This window comes from Hymenobacter profundi (genome assembly GCF_019334315.1).
GTDB classification, from domain to species: Bacteria; Bacteroidota; Bacteroidia; order Cytophagales; family Hymenobacteraceae; genus Hymenobacter; species Hymenobacter profundi.
In genome coordinates this window covers 45,080-65,696 of sequence record NZ_JAHWGL010000006.1, presented here as the reverse complement: position 1 = coordinate 65,696, position 20,617 = coordinate 45,080, and the positions used below count along the sequence as shown (strand labels likewise).

The window sequence follows — 20,617 nt, the reverse complement described above, 5'->3', positions numbered from 1 at the left end:
CGCAATTCGATTCAGCTTTTGAATCAACCAACTAGTAAGACCTGGCGGAAAACTACTGCGCGGCGTACCTATCCGACCCGCAGAGCACTTTTCGCAGAGTCGAACTGTTATGTTCTTTCCGACCTGTCTTAAGACTAGCGGAACCAACAAACAGATACAAGCCAACAGCTAACAACAGCTACCCTACATGGCGTTTGCAAAAAACAAGAAACTGGTACAGGACTTCTCGAAAGTTACCATTTCGCTGGCTTCGCCCGAATCCATTTTGGAGCGGTCGAACGGTGAAGTAGTGAAACCTGAGACGATCAACTACCGGACGTACAAGCCCGAAATGGGCGGTCTATTCTGCGAGCGAATCTTCGGTCCGGTGAAGGACTGGGAATGCCACTGCGGCAAATACAAGCGGATTCGCTACAAGGGTATCATCTGCGACCGTTGCGGTGTGGAGGTAACCGAGAAGAAAGTACGCCGGGAGCGGATGGGCCACATCGAATTGGTGGTGCCCGTTGCGCATATCTGGTACTTCAAGTCCCTACCTAACAAGATCGGCTACCTGCTGGGCCTACCCACCAAGAAGCTCGACCAGATTATCTACTACGAGCGTTACGCTGTAGTGCAGCCGGGTATTCTGGCTGAAGAAGGCGTACAGCAACTTGACTTCCTCACGGAAGACGAGTACCTGGACATCATCGACCGTCTCCCCCGCGAGAACCAGATGCTGCCTAACGAAGATCCGAACAAATTCATCGCCAAGATGGGTGCTGACGCGCTGCAAATGCTGCTCGAGCGTACCAACTTGGATGAGCTGTCCTACTCTCTACGTGACTCTGCTGCCCACGAAACATCGCAGCAGCGGAAGGCTGAGGCTCTGAAGCGTCTGCGCGTAGTGGAAGCATTCCGCGACGCCGCTACCCGCATCGAGAACAAGCCTGAGTGGATGGTAATCCGCATGGTGCCGGTGATTCCGCCGGAACTGCGCCCACTCGTGCCCTTGGATGGTGGTCGCTTTGCTACCTCCGACTTGAACGATCTGTACCGTCGTGTTATCATCCGCAACAACCGTCTCAAGCGCCTGATTGAAATCAAGGCTCCTGAGGTAATTCTGCGGAACGAGAAGCGCATGCTGCAGGAAGCTGTAGACTCACTGTTCGACAACTCGCGTAAGGTGAATGCCGTGCGTGCTGAGGGCAACCGTGCGCTGAAATCGCTGTCTGACATGCTGAAAGGCAAACAGGGCCGCTTCCGCCAAAACCTGCTCGGCAAGCGCGTCGACTATTCTGGTCGTTCGGTTATCGTGGTAGGTCCTGAGTTGAAGCTGCACGAGTGCGGTCTTCCTAAAAATATGGCTGCCGAGCTGTTCAAGCCGTTCATCATCCGTAAGCTCATTGAGCGCGGTATTGTGAAAACGGTGAAATCAGCGAAGAAAATCGTTGACCGTAAGGATGCTGTAGTATGGGATATTCTGGAGAATGTGCTGAAAGGCCATCCTGTGCTCTTGAACCGTGCTCCTACCCTGCACCGTTTGGGTATCCAGGCATTCCAGCCGCGCCTCATCGAGGGTAAGGCTATCCAGCTGCATCCACTTGTTTGTACGGCCTTCAACGCTGACTTTGACGGTGACCAAATGGCTGTGCACGTTCCCCTGGGACCTGCTGCTATCTTGGAAGCCTCTATGCTCATGTTGGCTTCGCACAACATCCTGAACCCTGCTAACGGCGCGCCCATCGCGGTACCGTCGCAGGACATGGTTCTAGGTCTGTACTATGTAACTAAAGGCAAGCGCTCGACCGACGACGAGAAGATCCAAGGCGAAGGCCGGATGTTCTACTCGGATGAGGAGGTAGTAATTGCCATCAACGAAAAGCAACTTTCGAAGCACGCTTATATCAAGGTGCGTACGAAGGTTCGTGATGAAGACGACAACCTCGTTACCAAAATCATCGAAACCGTTGCTGGTCGTGTGCTATTCAATCAACTCGTACCTGAGGAGGTAGGTTTCGTAGACGAACTGCTGACTAAGAAGAAACTTCAGCAAATCATCTCGCTGGTGTTCAAGCGGACCGGCATGGCCCGTACCGCACAATTCCTCGACGACATCAAGACGCTGGGTTTCCAGTCGGCTTACAAAGGTGGTCTGTCGATGGGTCTGGGTGATATCCAGATTCCACAGGAGAAGGACGAGCTGATTCTGCAAGCTCAGAACGACGTGAAAGCCGTGACCCAGAACTACCAGATGGGTCTGATTACGGACAACGAGCGTTACAACCAGGTTATCGACATCTGGACGCGTATCAACAACCAAATCACTGAAACCCTCATGGGTCGCCTCGAGAAGGAGAACCAGGGCTTCAACTCGATTTACATGATGATGCACTCCGGTGCCCGTGGTTCACGCGAACAAATCCGTCAGCTTGGCGGTATGCGGGGTCTGATGGCTAAGCCACAGAAGTCATTGCAGGGTTCGGTAGGAGAGATTATCGAAAACCCGATTCTGTCCAACTTCAAAGAAGGCTTGGACGTAATCGAGTACTTTATCTCTACCCACGGTGCTCGTAAGGGTCTGGCCGATACGGCACTGAAAACGGCTGACGCCGGTTACCTGACGCGTCGTCTGGTAGACGTATCGCAGGACGTTATCGTGAATGAGGTAGACTGCGGCACACTGCGCGGCATCGAGACTTTCGCACTGAAAGACAACGAGGATATCGTAGAATCGTTGGCTGAGCGTATTCTGGGTCGGGTAGCAGTACACGACATCATCGATCCTTTAACCGATGAAGTAATCCTGACGGCTGGCGACGAAATCACCGAAGAGGTGACGCGTCGCATCGATCAGACCAGCATCGAATCGGTGGAAATCCGTTCGGTACTGACCTGCGAATCGAAACGTGGTATCTGCGCCAAGTGCTACGGTCGTAACCTGTCGTCGGGCCGTATGGTCCAGAAGGGTGAAGCGGTAGGTGTTATTGCTGCTCAGTCAATCGGTGAGCCTGGTACCCAGCTGACGCTGCGTACGTTCCACGTAGGTGGTACGGCTTCTAATATCGCGGTAGAAGCTAGCACACGTGCTAAGTTCAATGGTGTAATCGAATTTGAAGATGTCCGCACAGTAGACACTGCTAATGCCGAAGGCGAGTCAGTGAAAGTTGTGATGGGCCGTTCAGGCGAGATTCGTATTGTGGAACCAGGTACTGGTAAGGTCTTTATCTCGCACCACATCCCGTATGGCTCTTTCCTGCTCGTCGACGAAGGTCAGCAAGTTGAGAAAGGCCAAGAGCTCAATAACTGGGATCCGTATAACGCGGTAATTCTGGCTGAGTTTGACGGTACGATTCAGTACGATTCGATTACGGAAGGCGTAACCTACCGTGAAGAGTCGGACGAGCAGACAGGTCACCGTGAGAAGGTAATCATCGAGTCACGCGACAAGACCCAGAACCCGTCTATCATCGTTAAGTCGGGCAAGAAGGACGCTGACGAGTCTCAGAAAGGCTACAGTGTACCAGTAGGCTCTCACTTGAACGTGGAGAATGGTCAGAAAATCAAAGCAGGTTACATCCTCGCTAAGATTCCGCGTGCCGTGGGTAAAACCCGCGACATTACCGGTGGTCTACCTCGCGTTACGGAACTATTCGAGGCTCGTAACCCCTCAAACCCGGCCGTTGTATCGGAAATTGATGGTGTAGTGAGCTACGGTACGGTGAAGCGTGGTAACCGTGAAATCTTCGTTGAGTCGAAAGACGGCGTGAAGAAGAAATACATGGTGCCGCTGTCGAAGCACATTCTAGTGCAGGACAACGACTTTATCCGGGCCGGTATGCCGCTTTCCGATGGTGCTATCACTCCGAACGACATTCTGAGCATTCAGGGTCCAGGCGCAGTGCAAGAGTACCTCGTGAACGAGATTCAGGAAGTGTACCGTTTGCAGGGTGTAAAAATCAACGATAAGCACATTGAGGTGGTAGTGCGCCAGATGATGCAGAAAGTTGTGATTCTCGATGCAGGCGACACTAGCTTCTTGGAGCACCAAGTAATAGACAAGGTGATTTTCATGGAGGAGAACGATACCATCATCGACATGAAGGTGGTAACGGAAGCCGGCGATTCGACCAACATGCGCCCCGGCCAGATTGTATCGGCTCGTAAGCTGCGCGATGAAAACTCGTCGCTCCGTCGTCGTGACTTGAAACTGGTGGAGGTACGGGAGGCTCAGCCCGCTGTATCGCGTCCTACCCTCCAGGGTATCACACAGGCTTCGCTAGGTACACAGTCATTCATCTCGGCTGCTTCCTTCCAAGAAACGACTAAGGTGCTGTCGGAAGCTGCCATCCGTGGCAAGGCCGACGAACTGCTGGGCTTGAAGGAGAACGTAATCGTAGGTCACCTCATTCCGGCCGGTACTGGCTTGCGCGAATACACGCGCCAGGTAGTAGGCTCGAAGGAGGAACTCGAAGCGTTGCAGAACGCTCGGGCAACTGAAGAAGTCGTAGCTCCCAAGCGGGCGTCACGTGCCAAGCGTGAGTCGGTATCGGAGTAATCCGATAAGATCTTGAATAAAAAACGGCCGGTTGGAGTAATCCGACCGGTCGTTTTGTTTTTAGTAATTTTGATCCTTCATCTTCCGCTTCAACATGAGTCACCCATCAGACCCCAGCATTCCGCAAGATCCAAATGCTATCAATATAGAGCTGCCCGAAGACATTGCTGAGGGTCAGTACGCCAACTTGGCTATGATTGCGCATAGCAGTAGCGAGTTCGTTATCGACTTTATCCGATTGATGCCGGGCCTACCTAAAGCTAAAGTGAAAGCTCGTATTGTTATCACGCCAGAGCATGCCAAGCGTTTACTCGCCGCACTGGCCGATAACGTAGAACGCTTCGAACAGACATTTGGCCCTATTAATTCGCAACCCGAGATGCCAAGCTTTCCGATGAATTTTGGAGGGACGATGGGGGAGGCATAGCTAGCCGAAGCTTATATAACAGGTATGGATTTCTTGTTGAGCGGAATCTGTAGCATTGCTTTTTGTGTAGTAGGGTAGGGGTGAAGAAAGGATGGCAGGTTAGAAAAAGGTATTCTCGTGATTTCTCTAAGACAAACTATTTCAACCTGTTTGCTATTTCAAAACACTTTCTCTACCTTTGCAAGCCTAATTTTTTGGGAGAAGACCCTCCTGGACAAACCATTCCGTAGATGCCTACCATTAACCAATTAGTACGTAAAGGCCGCGAGAAGCTGACGACGAAGTCAAAGTCGCCGGCCCTTGATGCGTGCCCGCAGCGCCGCGGCGTTTGCACCCGTGTATACACCACTACGCCTAAGAAGCCGAACTCGGCTATGCGTAAAGTTGCCCGCGTGCGCCTGACCAACGGCAAAGAAGTTAACGCCTACATTCCCGGTGAAGGCCACAACCTGCAGGAGCACAGCATCGTGCTAATCCGTGGTGGCCGTGTGAAAGACTTGCCAGGTGTGCGTTACCACATCATCCGTGGCGCTCTCGATACCGCCGGTGTAAACGGCCGTTTGCAGCGTCGTTCGAAGTATGGCGCTAAGCGTCCGAAGCCAGGCCAAGCTCCCGCAGCCGGCAAAGGCGGCAAACCAGCACCAGGTAAGAAAAAGTAAATACTAAGAGATGAGTAGTTGGAAGTGAGAGGTGAGTGCCAAACTATGGCTCTTATCTCACTTCTCACTTCTCTTTACTCACTTCTGATACTATGAGAAAGTCAAAACCGAAGAAGCGCATTCTCCTGCCTGACCCCAAATACAAGGAGACGCTGGTAACCCGTTTCGTCAACTACATGATGTATGACGGAAAGAAAAACCTAGCATACACTATTTTCTACGATGCCTGCGAGCTAGTTGAGCAGCGTACGAAGGAAAGTGGTCTGGAAATGTGGCGTAAAGCCCTGAACAACGTGATGCCAACTGTAGAAGTGAAGAGCCGCCGTGTAGGCGGTGCTACCTTCCAAGTGCCGATCGAAGTTCGCGCTGACCGTCGCATTGCTGTTGGTTCGAAGTGGTTGATCCAATATGCTCGTCGTCGTGGTGAGAAAACCATGAAAGACAAGCTGGCTGGTGAAATTATTGCTGCTGCTAAAGGCGAAGGTGCTGCTGTCAAGAAAAAAGATGACACCCACCGTATGGCTGAAGCCAACAAAGCCTTCTCGCACTTCCGATTCTAAATCGTTGTTAAGGACTTAGGGTCTTAGGAACTTAGTTTTCTCTTTGAAGCTTACTAGGTGCCCAAGACCCTAAGCACTTAAATAACACTTAATAAAGCAATGGCTGTTAATAAAGACCTGCAATTCCTCCGGAACATCGGGATTATGGCGCACATCGACGCCGGTAAGACCACGACTTCGGAGCGCATTCTCTACTATACCGGCAAAACCCATAAAATCGGGGAAGTGCACGAAGGTGCTGCCACGATGGACTGGATGGAGCAGGAGCAGGAGCGCGGTATCACTATTACCTCGGCCGCAACTACTACGTTCTGGAACTATCCTACGAACGAGCAAGGCGACCCAACTCCTGAGACCAAACAATACAAAATCAACCTCATTGATACCCCGGGTCACGTTGACTTTACGGTAGAGGTAGAGCGCTCGTTGCGCGTGTTAGACGGTGCTGTAGCATTGTTTTGCGCTGTGTCGGGTGTAGAGCCACAGTCGGAAACAGTATGGCGTCAGGCTGACAAGTATAAAGTACCTCGCATCTGTTTCGTTAACAAGATGGACCGCGCTGGTGCTGACTTCTTCAAAGCAGTTAACGAAATTAAGGAGAAGCTAGGTGCTACCCCAGTACCATTGCAAATCCCGATTGGCGCTGAGGATACGTTCAAGGGCGTAGTTGATCTGCTAACTGGTAAAGCTATCGTGTGGGATGACGCTACTCAAGGCAAATCCTATCATGAGATTCCGGTTCCTGAGGATTTGGTAGATACCGTAGCTGAATGGCGTCAAAAGCTGATTGAAAGCGTAGCTGAATACGACGACCGTCTATTGGAGAAGTTCTTCGAAGATCCGGAGAGCATTACCCGCGAAGAAATGATGGTTGTTATCCGTCAGGCGGTTATTGATATGAAGTTCTCGCCCGTAATGTGCGGTTCAGCTTTCAAGAATAAAGGTGTGCAGTCGATGCTGGATGGCGTAATGGCCTACCTTCCATCTCCCCTAGATATGCCCGCTGTTATCGGTACGAATCCTGATACCGGTGAAGAGGTAGAGCGTCACCCTGATAATGATGAACCCTTCACTGCGCTAGCATTTAAAATTGCTACTGACCCTTTCGTAGGACGTCTATGCTTCTTCCGTTGCTACAGCGGTCAACTTGATGCCGGCTCGTACGTGTTCAACAACCGTACGCAGAAGAAAGAGCGCATCTCGCGTCTGATGCAGATGCACTCCAATAAGCAGAACCCAATAGAAAAAATTCAGGCGGGTGATATTGCTGCTGGTGTAGGCTTCAAAGACATTAAGACTGGTGATACGCTGACTGCTGAAGGTAAGCCTTTAGTACTAGAGTCGATGTCGTTCCCTGAGCCCGTTATCGGTTACGCTATTGAGCCAAAAACTCAGGCTGACGTTGACAAAATGGGTATGGCTATTGCCAAACTTGTAGAAGAAGATCCTACCTTGTCGGTACAAACTGACCCTGAAACGGGACAGACTGTATTGCGTGGTATGGGTGAGCTACACCTTGAGATTATCATTGACCGTATGCGTCGTGAGTTCAAGGTTGAAATCAACCAAGGTGCTCCACAGGTTGCATATAAGGAGGTTCTAACTAAGAAAGTAGAACATCGCGAAACGTATAAGAAACAGACAGGTGGCCGTGGTAAGTTCGGCGACATTGTATTCGAACTCGGTCCGAAAGAAACCGATCCGGAGAAACCTGGCCTAGAGTTCGTGAACGATATCACGGGTGGTGTAATCCCCCGCGAATTTATCGCACCGGTACAAAAGGGTTTTGAAGAAGCTATGAAAAACGGCCCATTGGCTGGCTTCCCCTTGGATAACATGAAGGTGCGTCTGTTCTACGGTTCGTACCACGATGTAGACTCCGATGCTCTCTCGTTTGAACTTGCTGCGCGTGGTGGATTCCGCGATGCTGCTCGTCAAGCTGGACCTAAGTTGCTTGAGCCAATTATGGCGGTAGAAGTGGTAACACCAGACGAGTACACCGGCTCCGTAACGGGTGACCTGAACCGCCGTCGTGGCATTATGAAGGGTATGGATACCAAAGGCGGTGCTAACGTAGTGAAAGCTGACGTTCCTCTGTCAGAGCTTTTCGGTTACGTAACCTCATTGCGTACTATCACGTCAGGTCGTGCTTCAGCCTCACTAACCTTTTCGCACTACGATCAGGTACCTAACAACTTGGCTGATGGTATCATCGCCAAGCAAAAAGGTAATACCATTCGTTAATTCCGCTTTCACATCACAGAAATGAACCAGAAAATTCGCATCAAACTCAAATCCTACGACCACAACTTGGTGGACAAATCGTCGGAGAAGATTGTGAAGGCGGTAAAGGCGACGGGCGCTGTTGTTAGCGGCCCTATCCCACTGCCTACAAACAAGGAGAAGTTCACTGTACTTCGCTCGCCCCACGTGAACAAGAAGTCACGCGAGCAGTTCCAGCTCTGCACCTACAAGCGTCTTGTAGACATTTACTCGACCTCATCGAAGACAGTGGATGCTCTCATGAAGCTAGAGTTACCTAGCGGTGTTGACGTTGAAATCAAAGTCTGAGGATTTAATTTCTCCGACTAATTAGGAAGTGAAGTCCGATCAACTATTACAGTTGATCGGACTTCCTTTTTTATGCAAATTCTCACATAATATGGGTTACTCTCTTGATGGTATTATCATGAGATCAAGAAGAGAATAAGACAGTTTCTGCCATAGTAAAGTATTTGACTGTTAGTGATAACCTGAAAGGGTAAGTGTAGAAATATTTTAGAGACATGCTGGCTTCTTACAAAAACTTTCCTTAGCTTTGCACTCCCATTACGAAAACGCTATTTGGGCGTTTTCACTGTGTCTTTTTCATAAACATCCAATAGAATGCCTGGCATCATCGGTAAAAAAATCGGTATGACAAGCCTCTTCACTCCGGACGGGAAGAATGTTCCCTGCACCCTCATTGAGGCGGGTCCGTGCGTAGTGACGCAGGTGAAAACGCTAGAGAACGACGGTTATACCGCTGTTCAACTCGGCTACGGCGAGAAAAAAGCGAAAAATACCACAAAAGCGCTGGCTGGCCACTTCGCCAAAGCCGGTACTACTCCCAAGAAGAAGCTCGTCGAGTTTCGCGTTGATGACGTAACTAGCTATTCGGCTGGCAGCGAGTTGAAAGCTGATCTATTCGAAGAAGGTGAGTTCGTAGACGTAGTAGGCACCTCAAAAGGTAAAGGTTTTCAAGGCGTTGTGAAGCGCTACAACTTTGCCGGTGTAGGTGGTCAAACGCACGGCCAGCACAACCGCGGCCGTCACCCCGGTTCCATCGGTGCCTGCTCTTGGCCTTCTCGCGTTTTCAAAGGAATGCGCATGGGTGGCCGTATGGGTAACGACCGTGTGAAAGTGCAGAACCTGAAGGTGATGCGCATCGTGGCCGATAAAAACCTGATTGTGGTGAGCGGCTCGATTCCCGGCGCGAAGAACTCTTACGTAGTCCTGGAAAAATAACGCGAGATGGAACTGTCAGTATATAACATTAAAGGCGAAGACACTGGTCGCAAAGTGACCCTGTCGGACGCTATTTTCGGTCTTGAGCCGAATGAGCACGTCATGTATCTCGACGTGAAGCAGTACTTGGCTAACCAACGTCAGGGAACGCATAAAGCGAAGCAGCGCAACGAAGTAAGTGGCACGACCAAGAAGCTGAAGAAGCAGAAGGGTACGGGCGGTGCTCGCGCTGGTAGCATGAAGTCGCCTGTATTCATCGGTGGTGGCCGTGTTTTCGGTCCACAGCCACGCGATTACGGCTTCAAACTTAACAAGAAAACCAAACGTCTAGCTCGTCTGTCTGCTCTCAGCTCACTGGCGAAAGATGGCAAAATTTCTCTTGTAGAGAACATCACGCTGTCGGCTCCGAAGACGAAAGATTTCGCGAACATCTTGGCTGGTCTGAAGCTGGATAACGGCAAGAAGACCTTGTTAGTAACTGGTGAAGTTGACAAGAACGTTGTTCTGTCGGCTCGCAATCTTCAGAAAGTAAGCGTGGCTGCTCCAGTAGCTTTAAATACGCACGACTTACTGAATACTGACACCCTGCTGTTGTCAGAAGATGGTCTGAAGTCTTTAGAACAACTTTACACCTCTGCTGAATAATGAGCACGCTGAAAAAACCGGTTGTAACCGAAAAGGCTACTAGCCTGAACGAAAAAGGCCAGTACGTGTTTGAAGTGACCCGTACGGCTAACAAGGTTCAAATCAAGAAGGACATCGAGCAATTTTACGGCGTGACGGTTACGGGCATTAGCACCATCCGCACGAATGGTAAAGTAAAATCGAAGTTCACGAAAGGCGGTGCCGTAAGCGGCCGTCGTCCTCATGGCAAAAAGGCTATTGTAACGGTGAAAGAAGGCGACGTAATCGACTTCTACAGCGGTATCTAAGCCTTCTGATCGAGCAAACCAGCTATAGTAATGGCACTCAAAAAACTAAGACCAACATCACCGGGTCAGCGCTTCCGCATCGCCCCGGCATTCGACGAGATTACGACGTCGACGCCGGAGAAGTCGCTGTTGGCACCCCTCAAAAACTCTGGTGGCCGTAACAATTCGGGTAAGATGTCGAACCGCTATATTGGCGGTGGACACAAAGCGAAGTATCGTGTTATCGACTTCAAACGTGACAAAGCTGGTGTTCCAGCCACGGTGAAGACGATTGAGTACGATCCAAACCGCACTGCCCGTATCGCACTCGTAAACTACGCTGACGGTGAAAAGCGCTATATTATCGCGCCCGCCGGCTTGACAGTAGGTGCTACGATTGTTTCGGGCCCTGGTGTAGCACCTGAAGTAGGCAACACGCTCCCTCTGCGTGAAATGCCACTCGGTACAATTGTACACAATATTGAACTGATGCCTGGTAACGGCGCTGCTATGGCCCGTTCAGCAGGTACTTACGCGCAGCTTGTAGCTCGCGAAGACAAGTATGCTACTTTGAAATTGCCCTCTGGTGAAATGCGCATGGTACTGGTTACCTGCATGGCTACAGTAGGCACTGTTTCGAATGGTGACCACATGAATGTGCGTCTAGGCAAGGCTGGTCGTAACCGTTGGTTAGGCCGTCGTCCCCGCGTTCGTGGTGTAGCTATGAACCCTGTCGATCACCCAATGGGTGGTGGTGAAGGCAAGTCGTCAGGTGGTCACCCGCGCAGCCGTAACGGTATCTTCTCAAAAGGACAGAAGACCCGTAATAAGAACAAGTACTCCGAGCAGCTCATCGTTAACCGTAAAGGCAAGAAATAACCAATGGCACGTTCGCTAAAAAAAGGGCCGTACATTGACTTTCGGCTCGAGAAGAAAGTAACGGCAATGGATGAAGCCGGTAAGAAATCAGTGGTGAAGACTTGGTCGCGCCGCTCTATGATTTCTCCGGATTTCGTTGGCCACACATTCGCCGTACACAACGGCAATAAATTTATTCCGGTATACGTGACCGAAAACATGGTCGGTCATAAGCTCGGTGAGTTTGCGCCTACGCGTAACTTCCGTGGCCACGTAGCCAAGAAAGATAAAGGCAAGCGCTAAGATGGAAGCAGTAGCTAAACTCCGTAATGTTCCTACCTCGCCGCGTAAAATGCGCTTGGTAGCCGACATGGTTCGTGGTCAGAAAGTGACTCGTGCCTTAGGCCTGCTGAAGTTTGAAGCTAATTCGGGCGCCGCAAAAATCGAAAAATTGCTCCTGTCAGCTCTAGCTAACTGGCAGCAAAAGAACGAAGACGAGCGTATCGAAGATGCTAATCTTTATATCAAGACAATCTTTGTTGACGAAGGTCGCCAGTTGAAGCGTCTACGTCCTGCCCCTCAAGGTCGCGGTCACCGTATTCGTAAGCGTAGCAACCACGTAACGTTGATTATTGATACGAAAGTTGAGCCTTTAGGCAGCAAAGCTGCCGCTAAGCAGGCTGCTGAAACAACTGGTAACGCGGGTGACGCAAAAGCTACCCGTCGTTCGTCTAAGAAATCGACCGCAAATCAAGCTGAGGTTACCGCATAAGCACTATGGGACAGAAAGTAAATCCAACCGGCTTCCGTCTGGGAGTCATCAAAGGATGGGACTCTAACTGGTACGGCGGTAAAGATTTTGCCGATAAGCTGGTTGAGGACGAAAAAATCCGTAAATATATTCTTGCTCGTATTCCGAAAGGCGGCATTTCCCGTATCGTAATCGAGCGTACGCTGAAGCGTATTACCATTACAATTAATACGGCTCGTCCAGGTGTTGTAATTGGTAAAGGGGGTCAGGAGGTTGATAAGATTAAGGACGAGCTGAAGCAAATTACTAGCAAAGACGTTCAAATCAACATCTTCGAAATTAAGCGTCCTGAACTTGATGCGAAACTGGTAGGAGAAAGCATTGCACAGCAATTGCAGGCTCGTATCTCTTTCCGTCGCGCCATGAAGATGTCTATCCAAGCTGCTATGCGGGTTGGTGCTGAAGGCATCAAAATTCAATGTGGCGGTCGTTTAGGTGGCGCTGAAATTGCTCGCTCTGAGCAGTACAAAGAAGGTCGCACGCCTCTGCACACTTTGCGTGCGGATATCGATTACGCTTTGTCAGAAGCTCAAACGGTTTACGGCAAGATCGGTATCAAAGTGTGGATCATGCGTGGCGAAGTTTTCGGCAAGCCTGATTTGTCGCCTAACCAACAGCCAACTAACCCTGGTAATGGTGAAAGCCGCAACGACCGTGGCCCACGTGGTGACCGTGGTGACCGTGGCCCTCGTCGTGAGCGTGGCGACCGTAATGACCGTGGTGGTGAAAACCGTGGTGGCCAAGGCGGTAACCGTCGTGGAGGCCAAGCTGGTGGAAACCGTGGTGGTCAGGGTGGCGGCCCTCGTCGCTAGGCCCTTTTTCTCATCTCGAATCTTTTTTTCGTATAACTCATGTTACAGCCGAAAAGAACTAAGTATCGGAAGATGCAGAAGGGTCGCATCCACGGCCTCGCCCATCGCGGCAGCACTATCGATTTCGGTTCATTCGCTATCAAGTCTTTAGAGCAGGCTTGGATTACGGCACGCCAGATTGAGGCTGCTCGTATTGCTATGACCCGCGCAATGAAGCGTGAAGGTCAGGTTTGGATCCGTATTTTCCCTGATAAGCCTATTACGAAGAAGCCTGCTGAGGTACGTATGGGTAAGGGTAAGGGCTCACCTGAATATTGGGTAGCTGTAGTTAAACCCGGCACCATCATGTTCGAATCGGACGGGGTGTCACTAGAAGTAGCGCAGGAGTCGCTGCGTCTGGCCGCGCAGAAGCTGCCGGTTAAGACCAAGTTTGTTGTTCGTCGCGACTACGTAGAAAGCTAAGACAAGATGAAGAACGCAGATATCCGCGCCCTTTCGCTGGAAGAGCTGAAAGAGCAAATCAAAACCGAACAGACCAACGGGCAGTCATTGCGCTTTGCGCATGCTATATCTCCTTTGGAAAACCCGGTTCGCCTGAAGCACAGCCGCAAAAACGTAGCCCGTCTGCTGACGGAGCTGACCCGTCGCGAGAACGAGCAGGCCAACCAAACTGCTAAATAAACGATGGAAAGCAACGCAGCACAGCAGCCGGTAGCCGGCGCACCTGAGCGCAACATGCGCAAGGAAATCATCGGGCGCGTTTCCAGCTCCAAGATGGATAAGTCCATCACGGTAGTTGTGGAAATTAAACAGAAGCACCCGATCTATGGTAAGTTTGTGTCCAAGACCACTAAGTTCATGGCACACGACGAAAACAACGAATGTGGTGAAGGGGACACGGTTCGCATTATGTCGACCCGTCCACTGAGCAAGAACAAGCGTTGGAGATTGGTAGAAATTCTAGAGCGCGCTAAGTAAGATGATCCAGCAAGAATCCCGTCTGACCGTCGCCGATAATAGCGGCGCTAAAGAAGTGCTCTGCATCCGTGTCTTAGGTGGTACGGGTAAGAAATATGCTAGCGTTGGTGATAAGATTGTAGTAGCTATTAAGTCAGCTATTCCTTCTGGCAACGCAAAAAAAGGCACTGTATCCAAGGCAGTAGTGGTACGCACAAAGAAAGAGATACGTCGCAAGGACGGTTCGTATATTCGCTTTGATGACAATGCTGCTGTATTGCTCAATAATAATAATGAGCCTCGTGGCACCCGCATCTTCGGCCCCGTGGCCCGCGAACTGCGTGAGAAGCAGTTTATGAAGATTGTTTCACTGGCTCCTGAAGTTCTCTAAGCAATGGCAACGAAAACGAAAGCAAAGCCTGTTAAACTGCACGTTAAAACTGGCGATACTGTGAAGGTGATTGCTGGTGATGAGCGCGGCAAAACCGGTGTGATTAAATCGGTGAACCGTTCTACGCAACGTGTAATCGTTGAAGGCCTAAATTTGGTAACTAAGCATAATAAGCCTAGTGCAAAAAACCCTCAAGGGGGTATTACCAAAATTGAGGCACCGATTCACGTGAGCAACGTGCAGCCAATTGCAACGACAAACGCCTAATTTGGCTTTACGACAATGGCTCGACTCAAAGAAAAATATCAAGCAGAAGTAGTACCCGCGCTCCAGGAGAAATTCCAATTCAAGAGCATTATGCAGGTGCCACGTATCACTAAAATCTGCATTAACCGCGGTATTGGCGCAGCAGTTGCTGACAAGAAGCTTGTAGATAACGGTGTGGAAGAGCTGACGACCATTGCTGGTCAGAAAGCAGTACCTACTATCGCAAAGCGTTCAGTTTCTAACTTCAAACTCCGCGAGGGAATGCCTATTGGTGCTCGCGTAACCCTGCGTGGTGAGCGGATGTATGAGTTCTTGGACCGTCTATTGACTGTTGCACTACCCCGCGTACGTGACTTCAAAGGTATTAATGACAAAGGCTTCGATGGCCGCGGTAATTATACCTTGGGCATAAAGGAGCAAATCATTTTTCCTGAAATCTCTATTGATAAGATTAAATCGATTTCAGGTATGGATATCACCTTCGTAACGACAGCTGAAAATGATGAGCAAAGCTATGAACTGCTCAAAGCTTTCGGTATGCCGTTTACAAACGCCAAGAAACAAAGCTAATGGCTAAAGAATCCGCAAAAGCAAGAGCGCGTAAGCGCATCGCCACTGTTGCTCGCTACGCTGAGAAACGTGCTGCTCTCAAAGCCGCTGGCGATTACGAAGGGTTAGATAAGCTTCCTCGCGATGCTTCTCCTGTTCGTTTACATAACCGCGATATGATTGACGGCCGTCCGCGTGGCTACATGCGGAAATTTGGCATCAGTCGTGTTCGCTTCCGTGAAATGGCTCTCGCTGGTAAAATTCCCGGCGTAACCAAATCGAGCTGGTAAATAGAAAGGCTGGGTAGTTTTATAGCTATCCAGCCTTCTTTGCCTAAGAAACCTTTGGCCGAGCCCAGACAGCCGAGCCAAGCAGTCTTAACTTGAAAATTTCAAAGTTGCCTTGAGCAATGGTGAAATTTTCTTATCTTTGCGGCTCTCTAAAAAACAGGGACTCGCTCTAATAGTCAAATGAATACAGATCCAATTGCCGACTACCTGACCCGGTTGCGCAATGCCATTAAGGCAAACCACCGGGTAGTAGAGATTCCGGCCAGCAACATTAAAAAGGAGATTACGAAGGTACTCTACCATAAAGGGTATATTCAGAGCTACCGTTTTGATGATTCGTCGGTGCAGGGTACGATTAAAATCGCTCTGAAATATAACCCAACTACCAAGCAACCTGCAATTACTAAGTTGCAGCGCGTAAGCACGCCAGGTCTACGGACTTATGCACACGTAGAGAATTTGCCTCGTGTGTTGAGCGGTTTGGGTATTGCTATTCTGTCAACCTCGAAAGGTGTAATGACAGAAAAAGAAGCTAAGAACGAGAATGTGGGCGGCGAGGTGCTGTGCTACGTTTACTAACCGAAAGGAGCCGAGACTATGTCACGTATTGGTAAACTGCCTATTAGCCTGCCCACTGGTGTTCAGGTTGATGTAAACAACGAAAACCAGGTAACCGTGAAAGGCCCGAAAGGCACACTGGTAACACCGGTTGATCAAGATATTACGGTTTCTACTGTTGATGGCCAATTGGTCGTAGAGCGTCCCACTGAGCAAAAGCGTCACAAAGCGTTGCACGGTTTGTATCGCTCACTCATTAACAACGCTATCCAAGGTGTTAGTAACGGGTTTGAGGAGAAGCTAGAACTGGTAGGTGTTGGTTACAAAGCCACTGTTGCTGGTAATACGCTAGAACTTGCCTTGGGATATTCGCACAATATTTTCTTGGCTTTGCCGAAAGAAGTAACTGCCACTGCTGTTACGGAAAAAGGTAAGAACCCAATCGTTACACTAAACAGCATTGATAAGCAATTGCTTGGTCAGGTAGCTGCTAAAATACGTTCGCTGCGCAAAGTTGAGCCCTACAAAGGCAAAGGTGTGCGCTTCGTGGGCGAGCAAATTCGTCGTAAGGCTGGTAAAACGGCTTCGAAATAATTTCACATCATGGCTTTCGATAAAGCATCTAGAAGAAAACGGATCCAGCGCATCATCCGCACAAAGGTTGCTGGCACGTCCGAGCGCCCACGTTTATCAGTGTTTCGTAGCAATACAGGCATATATGCCCAGATTATTGACGATACTACTGGTCACACGTTGGCGTCTGCTTCCTCGAAGCACGTTTCGGTAGAAGGGGGCAACGGAGTCGCCCTTGCTGCCGCAGTAGGCAAAGAGCTTGCCTCCCGTGCTCAAGGTAAAGGCATTACGAAAGTGGTATTCGACCGTTCCGGTTATCTCTACCACGGCCGCGTAAAATCACTGGCAGATGGCGCGCGTGAAGGCGGGCTGAATTTCTAAGACAATGTCCAAAGAGAATAGAGATAACAACAAGGTTGTTCGTGCTAACGAAACCGACCTTAAGGAGAAAGTGGTTGCAATCAACCGCGTCGCCAAAGTAGTAAAAGGTGGTCGCCGCTTCAGCTTTTCAGCTATTGTAGTAGTAGGCGATGGCAACGGAGTAGTAGGTTACGGTCTTGGCAAAGCCAATGAGGTAACTGACGCTATTGCCAAAGGCATCGACGACGCTAAGAAAAATCTTGTAAAGGTGCCGCTGTATAAGCATACTGTACCGCACGTAATGGAAGGTAAGTATTCGGGTGGTTTCGTGTTAGTACAGCCTGCTGCTGCAGGTACTGGCGTAATTGCTGGTGGTGCTATGCGTGCTGTATTTGAAAGCGCTGGCATCAAAGACGTGCTAGCAAAGTCAAAAGGCTCTTCAAATCCGCATAACGTAGTGAAGGCTACCTTCGATGCATTGGCTAAAATGCGGGACCCGTTGCAGATTGCACAACAGCGTGGAATCAGCCTTCAGCAAGTATTTAACGGCTAAGCAGAGATGGCACAGATTAAAATCACCTTGGTGAAAAGCGTTATTGACCGCCCTGAGCGTCAGAAGCGCACTGTTCAGGCTCTTGGTCTGGGCAAAATTGGCAGTACAAAGGAAGTTGAAAATACTCCTCAAATTGCTGGTATGGTAGCTGCAGTGCAGCACCTTGTAGAAGTAACAGAACTTTAGGCAATAAGTCGGATATGAATCTCAGCAATCTAAAACCCGCCGTTGGTGCTACCCGCAATGAAAAGCGTGTAGGTCGTGGTACGGGTTCCGGCCGCGGCGGCACGTCGACGCGTGGTCATAAAGGTGCCAAGTCCCGTTCGGGTTATTCCAAAAAGTCGGGTTTTGAAGGTGGTCAAATGCCCCTTCAGCGCCGGGTACCTAAGTTTGGTTTTAAGAATATCAACCGTGTGGAATACAAGAGCATCAACCTTGATGTTCTGGCTTCACTCACTGAGAAAGATAGCACTGCCTCTACTTTAGATGCTGCTTATTTCGTGAATGCTGGTTTGGTATCTAAAAACGCCAAAGTAAAAATTCTAGGTCGTGGTGAAATCACCAAAGCCATAGAAGTTCATGCTCATGCTTTCTCAAAATCGGCTGTTGAAGCTATTGAAAAGGCTGGGGGCAAAGCTGTGACGCTGTAAAGCATACTAAGCAATGAAAAAGTTTATCGAGACGATAAAGAATATTTTCAAAATTGAGGATCTGAGAACTCGGATCCTCAATACTGTTTTTTTCATTGCTATCTACCGGCTTGGCTCTTATGTAGTTTTGCCAGGGGTAGACCCAACCCAATTGAAACAAGGTGCTCAAGGCCTTTTTGGCATTTTGGACACCTTGTTAGGAGGAGCATTTAGTCATGCTTCCATCTTTGCATTAGGTATTATGCCGTATATCTCGGCATCTATCGTACTGCAACTTCTGACTATTGCTGTCCCTTATTTCCAGAAGCTACAGAAAGAAGGAGAGTCTGGACGGAAGAAGATAAACCAGTATACGCGTTTTCTAACAATACCAATTGTAATGGCCCAATCAGTCGGGTTCATTGCAACTATCAACGCAGAAGCGATAACTAATCCTGGGTTACTATTCACTATTACTACAATGGTAGTAATCACAGCTGGCACTTTGTTTTGCATGTGGCTGGGTGAAAAGATTACCGATAAAGGTATCGGCAACGGTATTTCCATGATTATTATGATCGGGATTGTATCGCGTCTACCAGGTGCTTTAATTGGAGAAGCAGCAGCCAAGCGTATGCAAGGTTCTCTTATTTTCTTGATTGAGTTAGTTGTTTTGTTCCTGGTGGTAATGGCTGTCATTGTATTGACTCAGGCTGTTCGTCGTATTCCAGTTCAATACGCTAAACAAATTGGTGGTACATCGCAGTTAAATGCACAACGTCAGTTCATCCCAATGAAGGTGAATGCAGCTGGCGTAATGCCTATCATTTTTGCGCAATCACTAATGTTTGTTCCTGCTATTGTGGCATCAGTCTGGCAAAATGAGAGTGATACTGCAAGTTATATTGGGCTAAAGTTTTCAGATTACACTTCTTGGCAGTATAATCTAGTCTTCGCTACCCTCATCATCGTTTTCACATACTTCTACACTGCTATCAGCGTTAATCCTAATCAAATTGCGGACGATCTGAAGCGTAGTGGAGGCTTTGTACCTGGTGTGAAGCCTGGACGAGATACTTCGGAGTATATTGATGAGGTACTAACGCGGATTACATTGCCTGGTGCAGTAGCTCTTGCATTGATTGCCATTTTCCCTGCTTTCGCTTTATTACTCGGCGTAACAAGGCCCTTTTCAGCTTTCTATGGTGGTACTTCCCTCATTATCATGGTAGGGGTAGTATTGGATACATTGAATCAAATAGAAAGCTACTTACTCATGCAACGATATGATGGCATGATGAAAAGTGGTAAAGTAAGAGGCCGTTCGCAGAATATCGCTCTGGCTTCATAGTTCTAATGATAATTTACAAAACAGAAGAAGAGATAGAGTTAATGAGAGCCAGTGCGAAAGTACTGGCTCAAGCTCATGGAGAGGTAGCTAAGATTATCAGAGAAGGAGTAACTACACGGCAACTGGACCAGCGTGCCGAGGAGTTCATCCGTGATAATGGTGGAATACCTTCCTTTAAGGGCTATAACGATTTCCCTTTCAGTCTCTGTATATCACCCAACTCAGTCGTAGTACACGGCTTCCCTAGTGACTATACGCTAAAGGACGGAGATATAATCTCTGTAGACGGCGGCGTTTTTCTTAACGGTTACCATTCCGATAGCGCTTACACCTACCCTGTAGGCAATGTTACTCCTGAGATATTGGCGTTGTTGCAGCGAACCAAGGAATCACTTTATCTTGGTATCGAACAAGCAGTAGCTGGTAACCGCATGGGTGACATAAGCTACGCTGTACAGCAGCATGTTGAGAAACAGGGCTATGGCGTAGTTAGAGAACTTGTGGGGCATGGTGTGGGTAAAAAGTTACACGAACGTCCTGAGGTCCCTAATTATGGTAAGCGTGGTTCTGGCCTTAAGTTACAGACAGGTTTAGTTATTGCCATTGAACCAATGGTCAATTTAGGTACCAAGCAAATTGTGCAAGAAAGGGATGGCTGGACTATCCGTACGAAGGATAAAATGCCTTCAGCGCACTTTGAGCACACAGTTGTTGTTAGAAAAGACAAAGCAGAGGTATTGACCTCCTTTGAGTACATAGAAAAAGCTTTACAATAGCCACATGGCAAAACAATCCTCCATTGAGCAGGACGGAGTCATTCTGGAAGCACTGTCCAACGCCATGTTCCGCGTGGAATTGGAAAACGGTCACCAGCTAATTGCCCATATCTCGGGTAAGATGCGGATGCACTACATTAAGATTCTGCCAGGGGATAAGGTGAAGTTGGAAATGTCTCCTTACGACCTGTCGAAAGGTAGAATCGTTTACCGTTATAAATAAGGGTCTTAGAGACTCAGAATTTCAGGAAGTTGTGTACTTTTGCACCACTTTTCTAGAA

28 protein-coding genes and 1 pseudogene are annotated in these 20,617 nt (G+C 49.1%); all 29 read left to right on the top strand.

Translation table 11 applies throughout. The features are described from left to right. The first annotated feature begins 187 nt into the window (after positions 1-187). The 29 genes and pseudogenes from rpoC (at position 188) to infA (ending at position 20,559) form a co-directional block, all read left to right on the top strand. A complete protein-coding gene (rpoC, locus tag KYK14_RS03155; protein WP_219156808.1) occupies positions 188-4,537 on the top strand; it encodes a DNA-directed RNA polymerase subunit beta' in 4,350 nt (1,449 codons plus the stop codon). A gap of 94 nt (positions 4,538-4,631) precedes the next feature. Next, positions 4,632-4,964 (top strand): DUF3467 domain-containing protein, encoded by a 333-nt coding sequence (locus KYK14_RS03150; protein ID WP_208309539.1) that lies wholly within the window; start codon positions 4,632-4,634, stop codon positions 4,962-4,964. A 230-nt stretch (positions 4,965-5,194) separates the two neighbouring features. Then, the gene (gene rpsL, locus KYK14_RS03145) at positions 5,195-5,623 is read left to right on the top strand and encodes a 30S ribosomal protein S12 (RefSeq protein ID WP_185281368.1); all 429 of its coding nucleotides are present in this window, start codon (positions 5,195-5,197) and stop codon (positions 5,621-5,623) included. A gap of 92 nt (positions 5,624-5,715) precedes the next feature. Next, positions 5,716-6,183, top strand: coding sequence for a 30S ribosomal protein S7 (gene rpsG, locus KYK14_RS03140; RefSeq protein WP_044515484.1), 468 nt, complete (start codon positions 5,716-5,718; stop codon positions 6,181-6,183). A gap of 99 nt (positions 6,184-6,282) precedes the next feature. Then, positions 6,283-8,427 (top strand): elongation factor G, encoded by a 2,145-nt coding sequence (gene fusA, locus KYK14_RS03135; protein WP_219156807.1) that lies wholly within the window; start codon positions 6,283-6,285, stop codon positions 8,425-8,427. Between the two features lie 21 nt (positions 8,428-8,448). Next, positions 8,449-8,754, top strand: a complete 306-nt coding sequence (gene rpsJ, locus KYK14_RS03130) for a 30S ribosomal protein S10 (protein WP_185281366.1) — start codon at positions 8,449-8,451, stop codon at positions 8,752-8,754. Positions 8,755-9,069: 315 nt separating this feature from the next. Next, positions 9,070-9,690: a 50S ribosomal protein L3 gene (gene rplC, locus KYK14_RS03125; RefSeq protein ID WP_185281365.1), complete on the top strand. Its 621-nt coding sequence runs from the start codon at positions 9,070-9,072 to the stop codon at positions 9,688-9,690. Positions 9,691-9,696: 6 nt separating this feature from the next. Next, positions 9,697-10,335, top strand: a complete 639-nt coding sequence (gene rplD / locus KYK14_RS03120; protein WP_219156806.1) for a 50S ribosomal protein L4 — start codon at positions 9,697-9,699, stop codon at positions 10,333-10,335. Beyond that, positions 10,335-10,622 (top strand): 50S ribosomal protein L23, encoded by a 288-nt coding sequence (gene rplW, locus KYK14_RS03115; protein WP_185281363.1) that lies wholly within the window; start codon positions 10,335-10,337, stop codon positions 10,620-10,622. The genes rplD and rplW overlap by 1 nt, the downstream gene beginning before the upstream one ends. A gap of 30 nt (positions 10,623-10,652) precedes the next feature. Further along, the gene (gene rplB / locus KYK14_RS03110; RefSeq protein ID WP_185281362.1) at positions 10,653-11,480 is read left to right on the top strand and encodes a 50S ribosomal protein L2; all 828 of its coding nucleotides are present in this window, start codon (positions 10,653-10,655) and stop codon (positions 11,478-11,480) included. Between the two features lie 3 nt (positions 11,481-11,483). Further along, positions 11,484-11,762: a 30S ribosomal protein S19 gene (gene rpsS, locus KYK14_RS03105; protein WP_185281361.1), complete on the top strand. Its 279-nt coding sequence runs from the start codon at positions 11,484-11,486 to the stop codon at positions 11,760-11,762. Between the two features lies 1 nt (position 11,763). Then, positions 11,764-12,231 (top strand): 50S ribosomal protein L22, encoded by a 468-nt coding sequence (gene rplV, locus KYK14_RS03100; protein WP_185281360.1) that lies wholly within the window; start codon positions 11,764-11,766, stop codon positions 12,229-12,231. Between the two features lie 5 nt (positions 12,232-12,236). Further along, positions 12,237-13,082 carry a 30S ribosomal protein S3 gene (gene rpsC, locus KYK14_RS03095; protein ID WP_185281359.1) on the top strand — a complete coding sequence of 282 codons (846 nt, stop codon included), beginning with the start codon at positions 12,237-12,239 and terminating at the stop codon, positions 13,080-13,082. A gap of 39 nt (positions 13,083-13,121) precedes the next feature. After that, positions 13,122-13,544, top strand: coding sequence for a 50S ribosomal protein L16 (gene rplP / locus KYK14_RS03090; protein ID WP_185281358.1), 423 nt, complete (start codon positions 13,122-13,124; stop codon positions 13,542-13,544). 6 nt (positions 13,545-13,550) lie between these two features. Then, positions 13,551-13,763 carry a 50S ribosomal protein L29 gene (gene rpmC / locus KYK14_RS03085; protein ID WP_185281357.1) on the top strand — a complete coding sequence of 71 codons (213 nt, stop codon included), beginning with the start codon at positions 13,551-13,553 and terminating at the stop codon, positions 13,761-13,763. A 3-nt stretch (positions 13,764-13,766) separates the two neighbouring features. Then, positions 13,767-14,060, top strand: a complete 294-nt coding sequence (gene rpsQ / locus KYK14_RS03080) for a 30S ribosomal protein S17 (RefSeq protein ID WP_219156805.1) — start codon at positions 13,767-13,769, stop codon at positions 14,058-14,060. Position 14,061: 1 nt separating this feature from the next. Continuing rightward, a complete protein-coding gene (rplN, locus tag KYK14_RS03075) occupies positions 14,062-14,430 on the top strand; it encodes a 50S ribosomal protein L14 (RefSeq protein ID WP_185281355.1) in 369 nt (122 codons plus the stop codon). 3 nt (positions 14,431-14,433) lie between these two features. Continuing rightward, a pseudogene (gene rplX, locus KYK14_RS03070) lies at positions 14,434-14,673 on the top strand (50S ribosomal protein L24); the annotation flags it as partial. A 39-nt stretch (positions 14,674-14,712) separates the two neighbouring features. After that, the gene (gene rplE / locus KYK14_RS03065) at positions 14,713-15,267 is read left to right on the top strand and encodes a 50S ribosomal protein L5 (protein WP_208309544.1); all 555 of its coding nucleotides are present in this window, start codon (positions 14,713-14,715) and stop codon (positions 15,265-15,267) included. After that, positions 15,267-15,536 (top strand): 30S ribosomal protein S14, encoded by a 270-nt coding sequence (gene rpsN, locus KYK14_RS03060; protein ID WP_187320299.1) that lies wholly within the window; start codon positions 15,267-15,269, stop codon positions 15,534-15,536. The genes rplE and rpsN overlap by 1 nt, the downstream gene beginning before the upstream one ends. A gap of 180 nt (positions 15,537-15,716) precedes the next feature. Beyond that, positions 15,717-16,115, top strand: a complete 399-nt coding sequence (gene rpsH, locus KYK14_RS03055; RefSeq protein WP_185281352.1) for a 30S ribosomal protein S8 — start codon at positions 15,717-15,719, stop codon at positions 16,113-16,115. An 18-nt stretch (positions 16,116-16,133) separates the two neighbouring features. Beyond that, the gene (gene rplF / locus KYK14_RS03050) at positions 16,134-16,688 is read left to right on the top strand and encodes a 50S ribosomal protein L6 (protein WP_185281351.1); all 555 of its coding nucleotides are present in this window, start codon (positions 16,134-16,136) and stop codon (positions 16,686-16,688) included. Positions 16,689-16,697: 9 nt separating this feature from the next. Further along, complete coding sequence (gene rplR, locus KYK14_RS03045; protein ID WP_185281350.1) at positions 16,698-17,048, top strand: 50S ribosomal protein L18; 351 nt, start codon at positions 16,698-16,700, stop codon at positions 17,046-17,048. Positions 17,049-17,052: 4 nt separating this feature from the next. Continuing rightward, positions 17,053-17,580 (top strand): 30S ribosomal protein S5, encoded by a 528-nt coding sequence (gene rpsE, locus KYK14_RS03040; protein ID WP_185281349.1) that lies wholly within the window; start codon positions 17,053-17,055, stop codon positions 17,578-17,580. A gap of 6 nt (positions 17,581-17,586) precedes the next feature. Beyond that, positions 17,587-17,766, top strand: a complete 180-nt coding sequence (rpmD, locus tag KYK14_RS03035; RefSeq protein ID WP_185281348.1) for a 50S ribosomal protein L30 — start codon at positions 17,587-17,589, stop codon at positions 17,764-17,766. A 14-nt stretch (positions 17,767-17,780) separates the two neighbouring features. Next, positions 17,781-18,230 carry a 50S ribosomal protein L15 gene (rplO, locus tag KYK14_RS03030; protein WP_219156801.1) on the top strand — a complete coding sequence of 150 codons (450 nt, stop codon included), beginning with the start codon at positions 17,781-17,783 and terminating at the stop codon, positions 18,228-18,230. Positions 18,231-18,243: 13 nt separating this feature from the next. Then, a complete protein-coding gene (gene secY, locus KYK14_RS03025) occupies positions 18,244-19,560 on the top strand; it encodes a preprotein translocase subunit SecY (RefSeq protein ID WP_219156799.1) in 1,317 nt (438 codons plus the stop codon). Between the two features lie 5 nt (positions 19,561-19,565). Continuing rightward, entirely contained in the window at positions 19,566-20,336 is a 771-nt protein-coding gene (gene map, locus KYK14_RS03020; RefSeq protein ID WP_219156798.1) for a type I methionyl aminopeptidase, read from the top strand. Between the two features lie 4 nt (positions 20,337-20,340). Then, positions 20,341-20,559: a translation initiation factor IF-1 gene (gene infA / locus KYK14_RS03015; protein ID WP_185281344.1), complete on the top strand. Its 219-nt coding sequence runs from the start codon at positions 20,341-20,343 to the stop codon at positions 20,557-20,559. Positions 20,560-20,617: the final 58 nt, after the last annotated feature.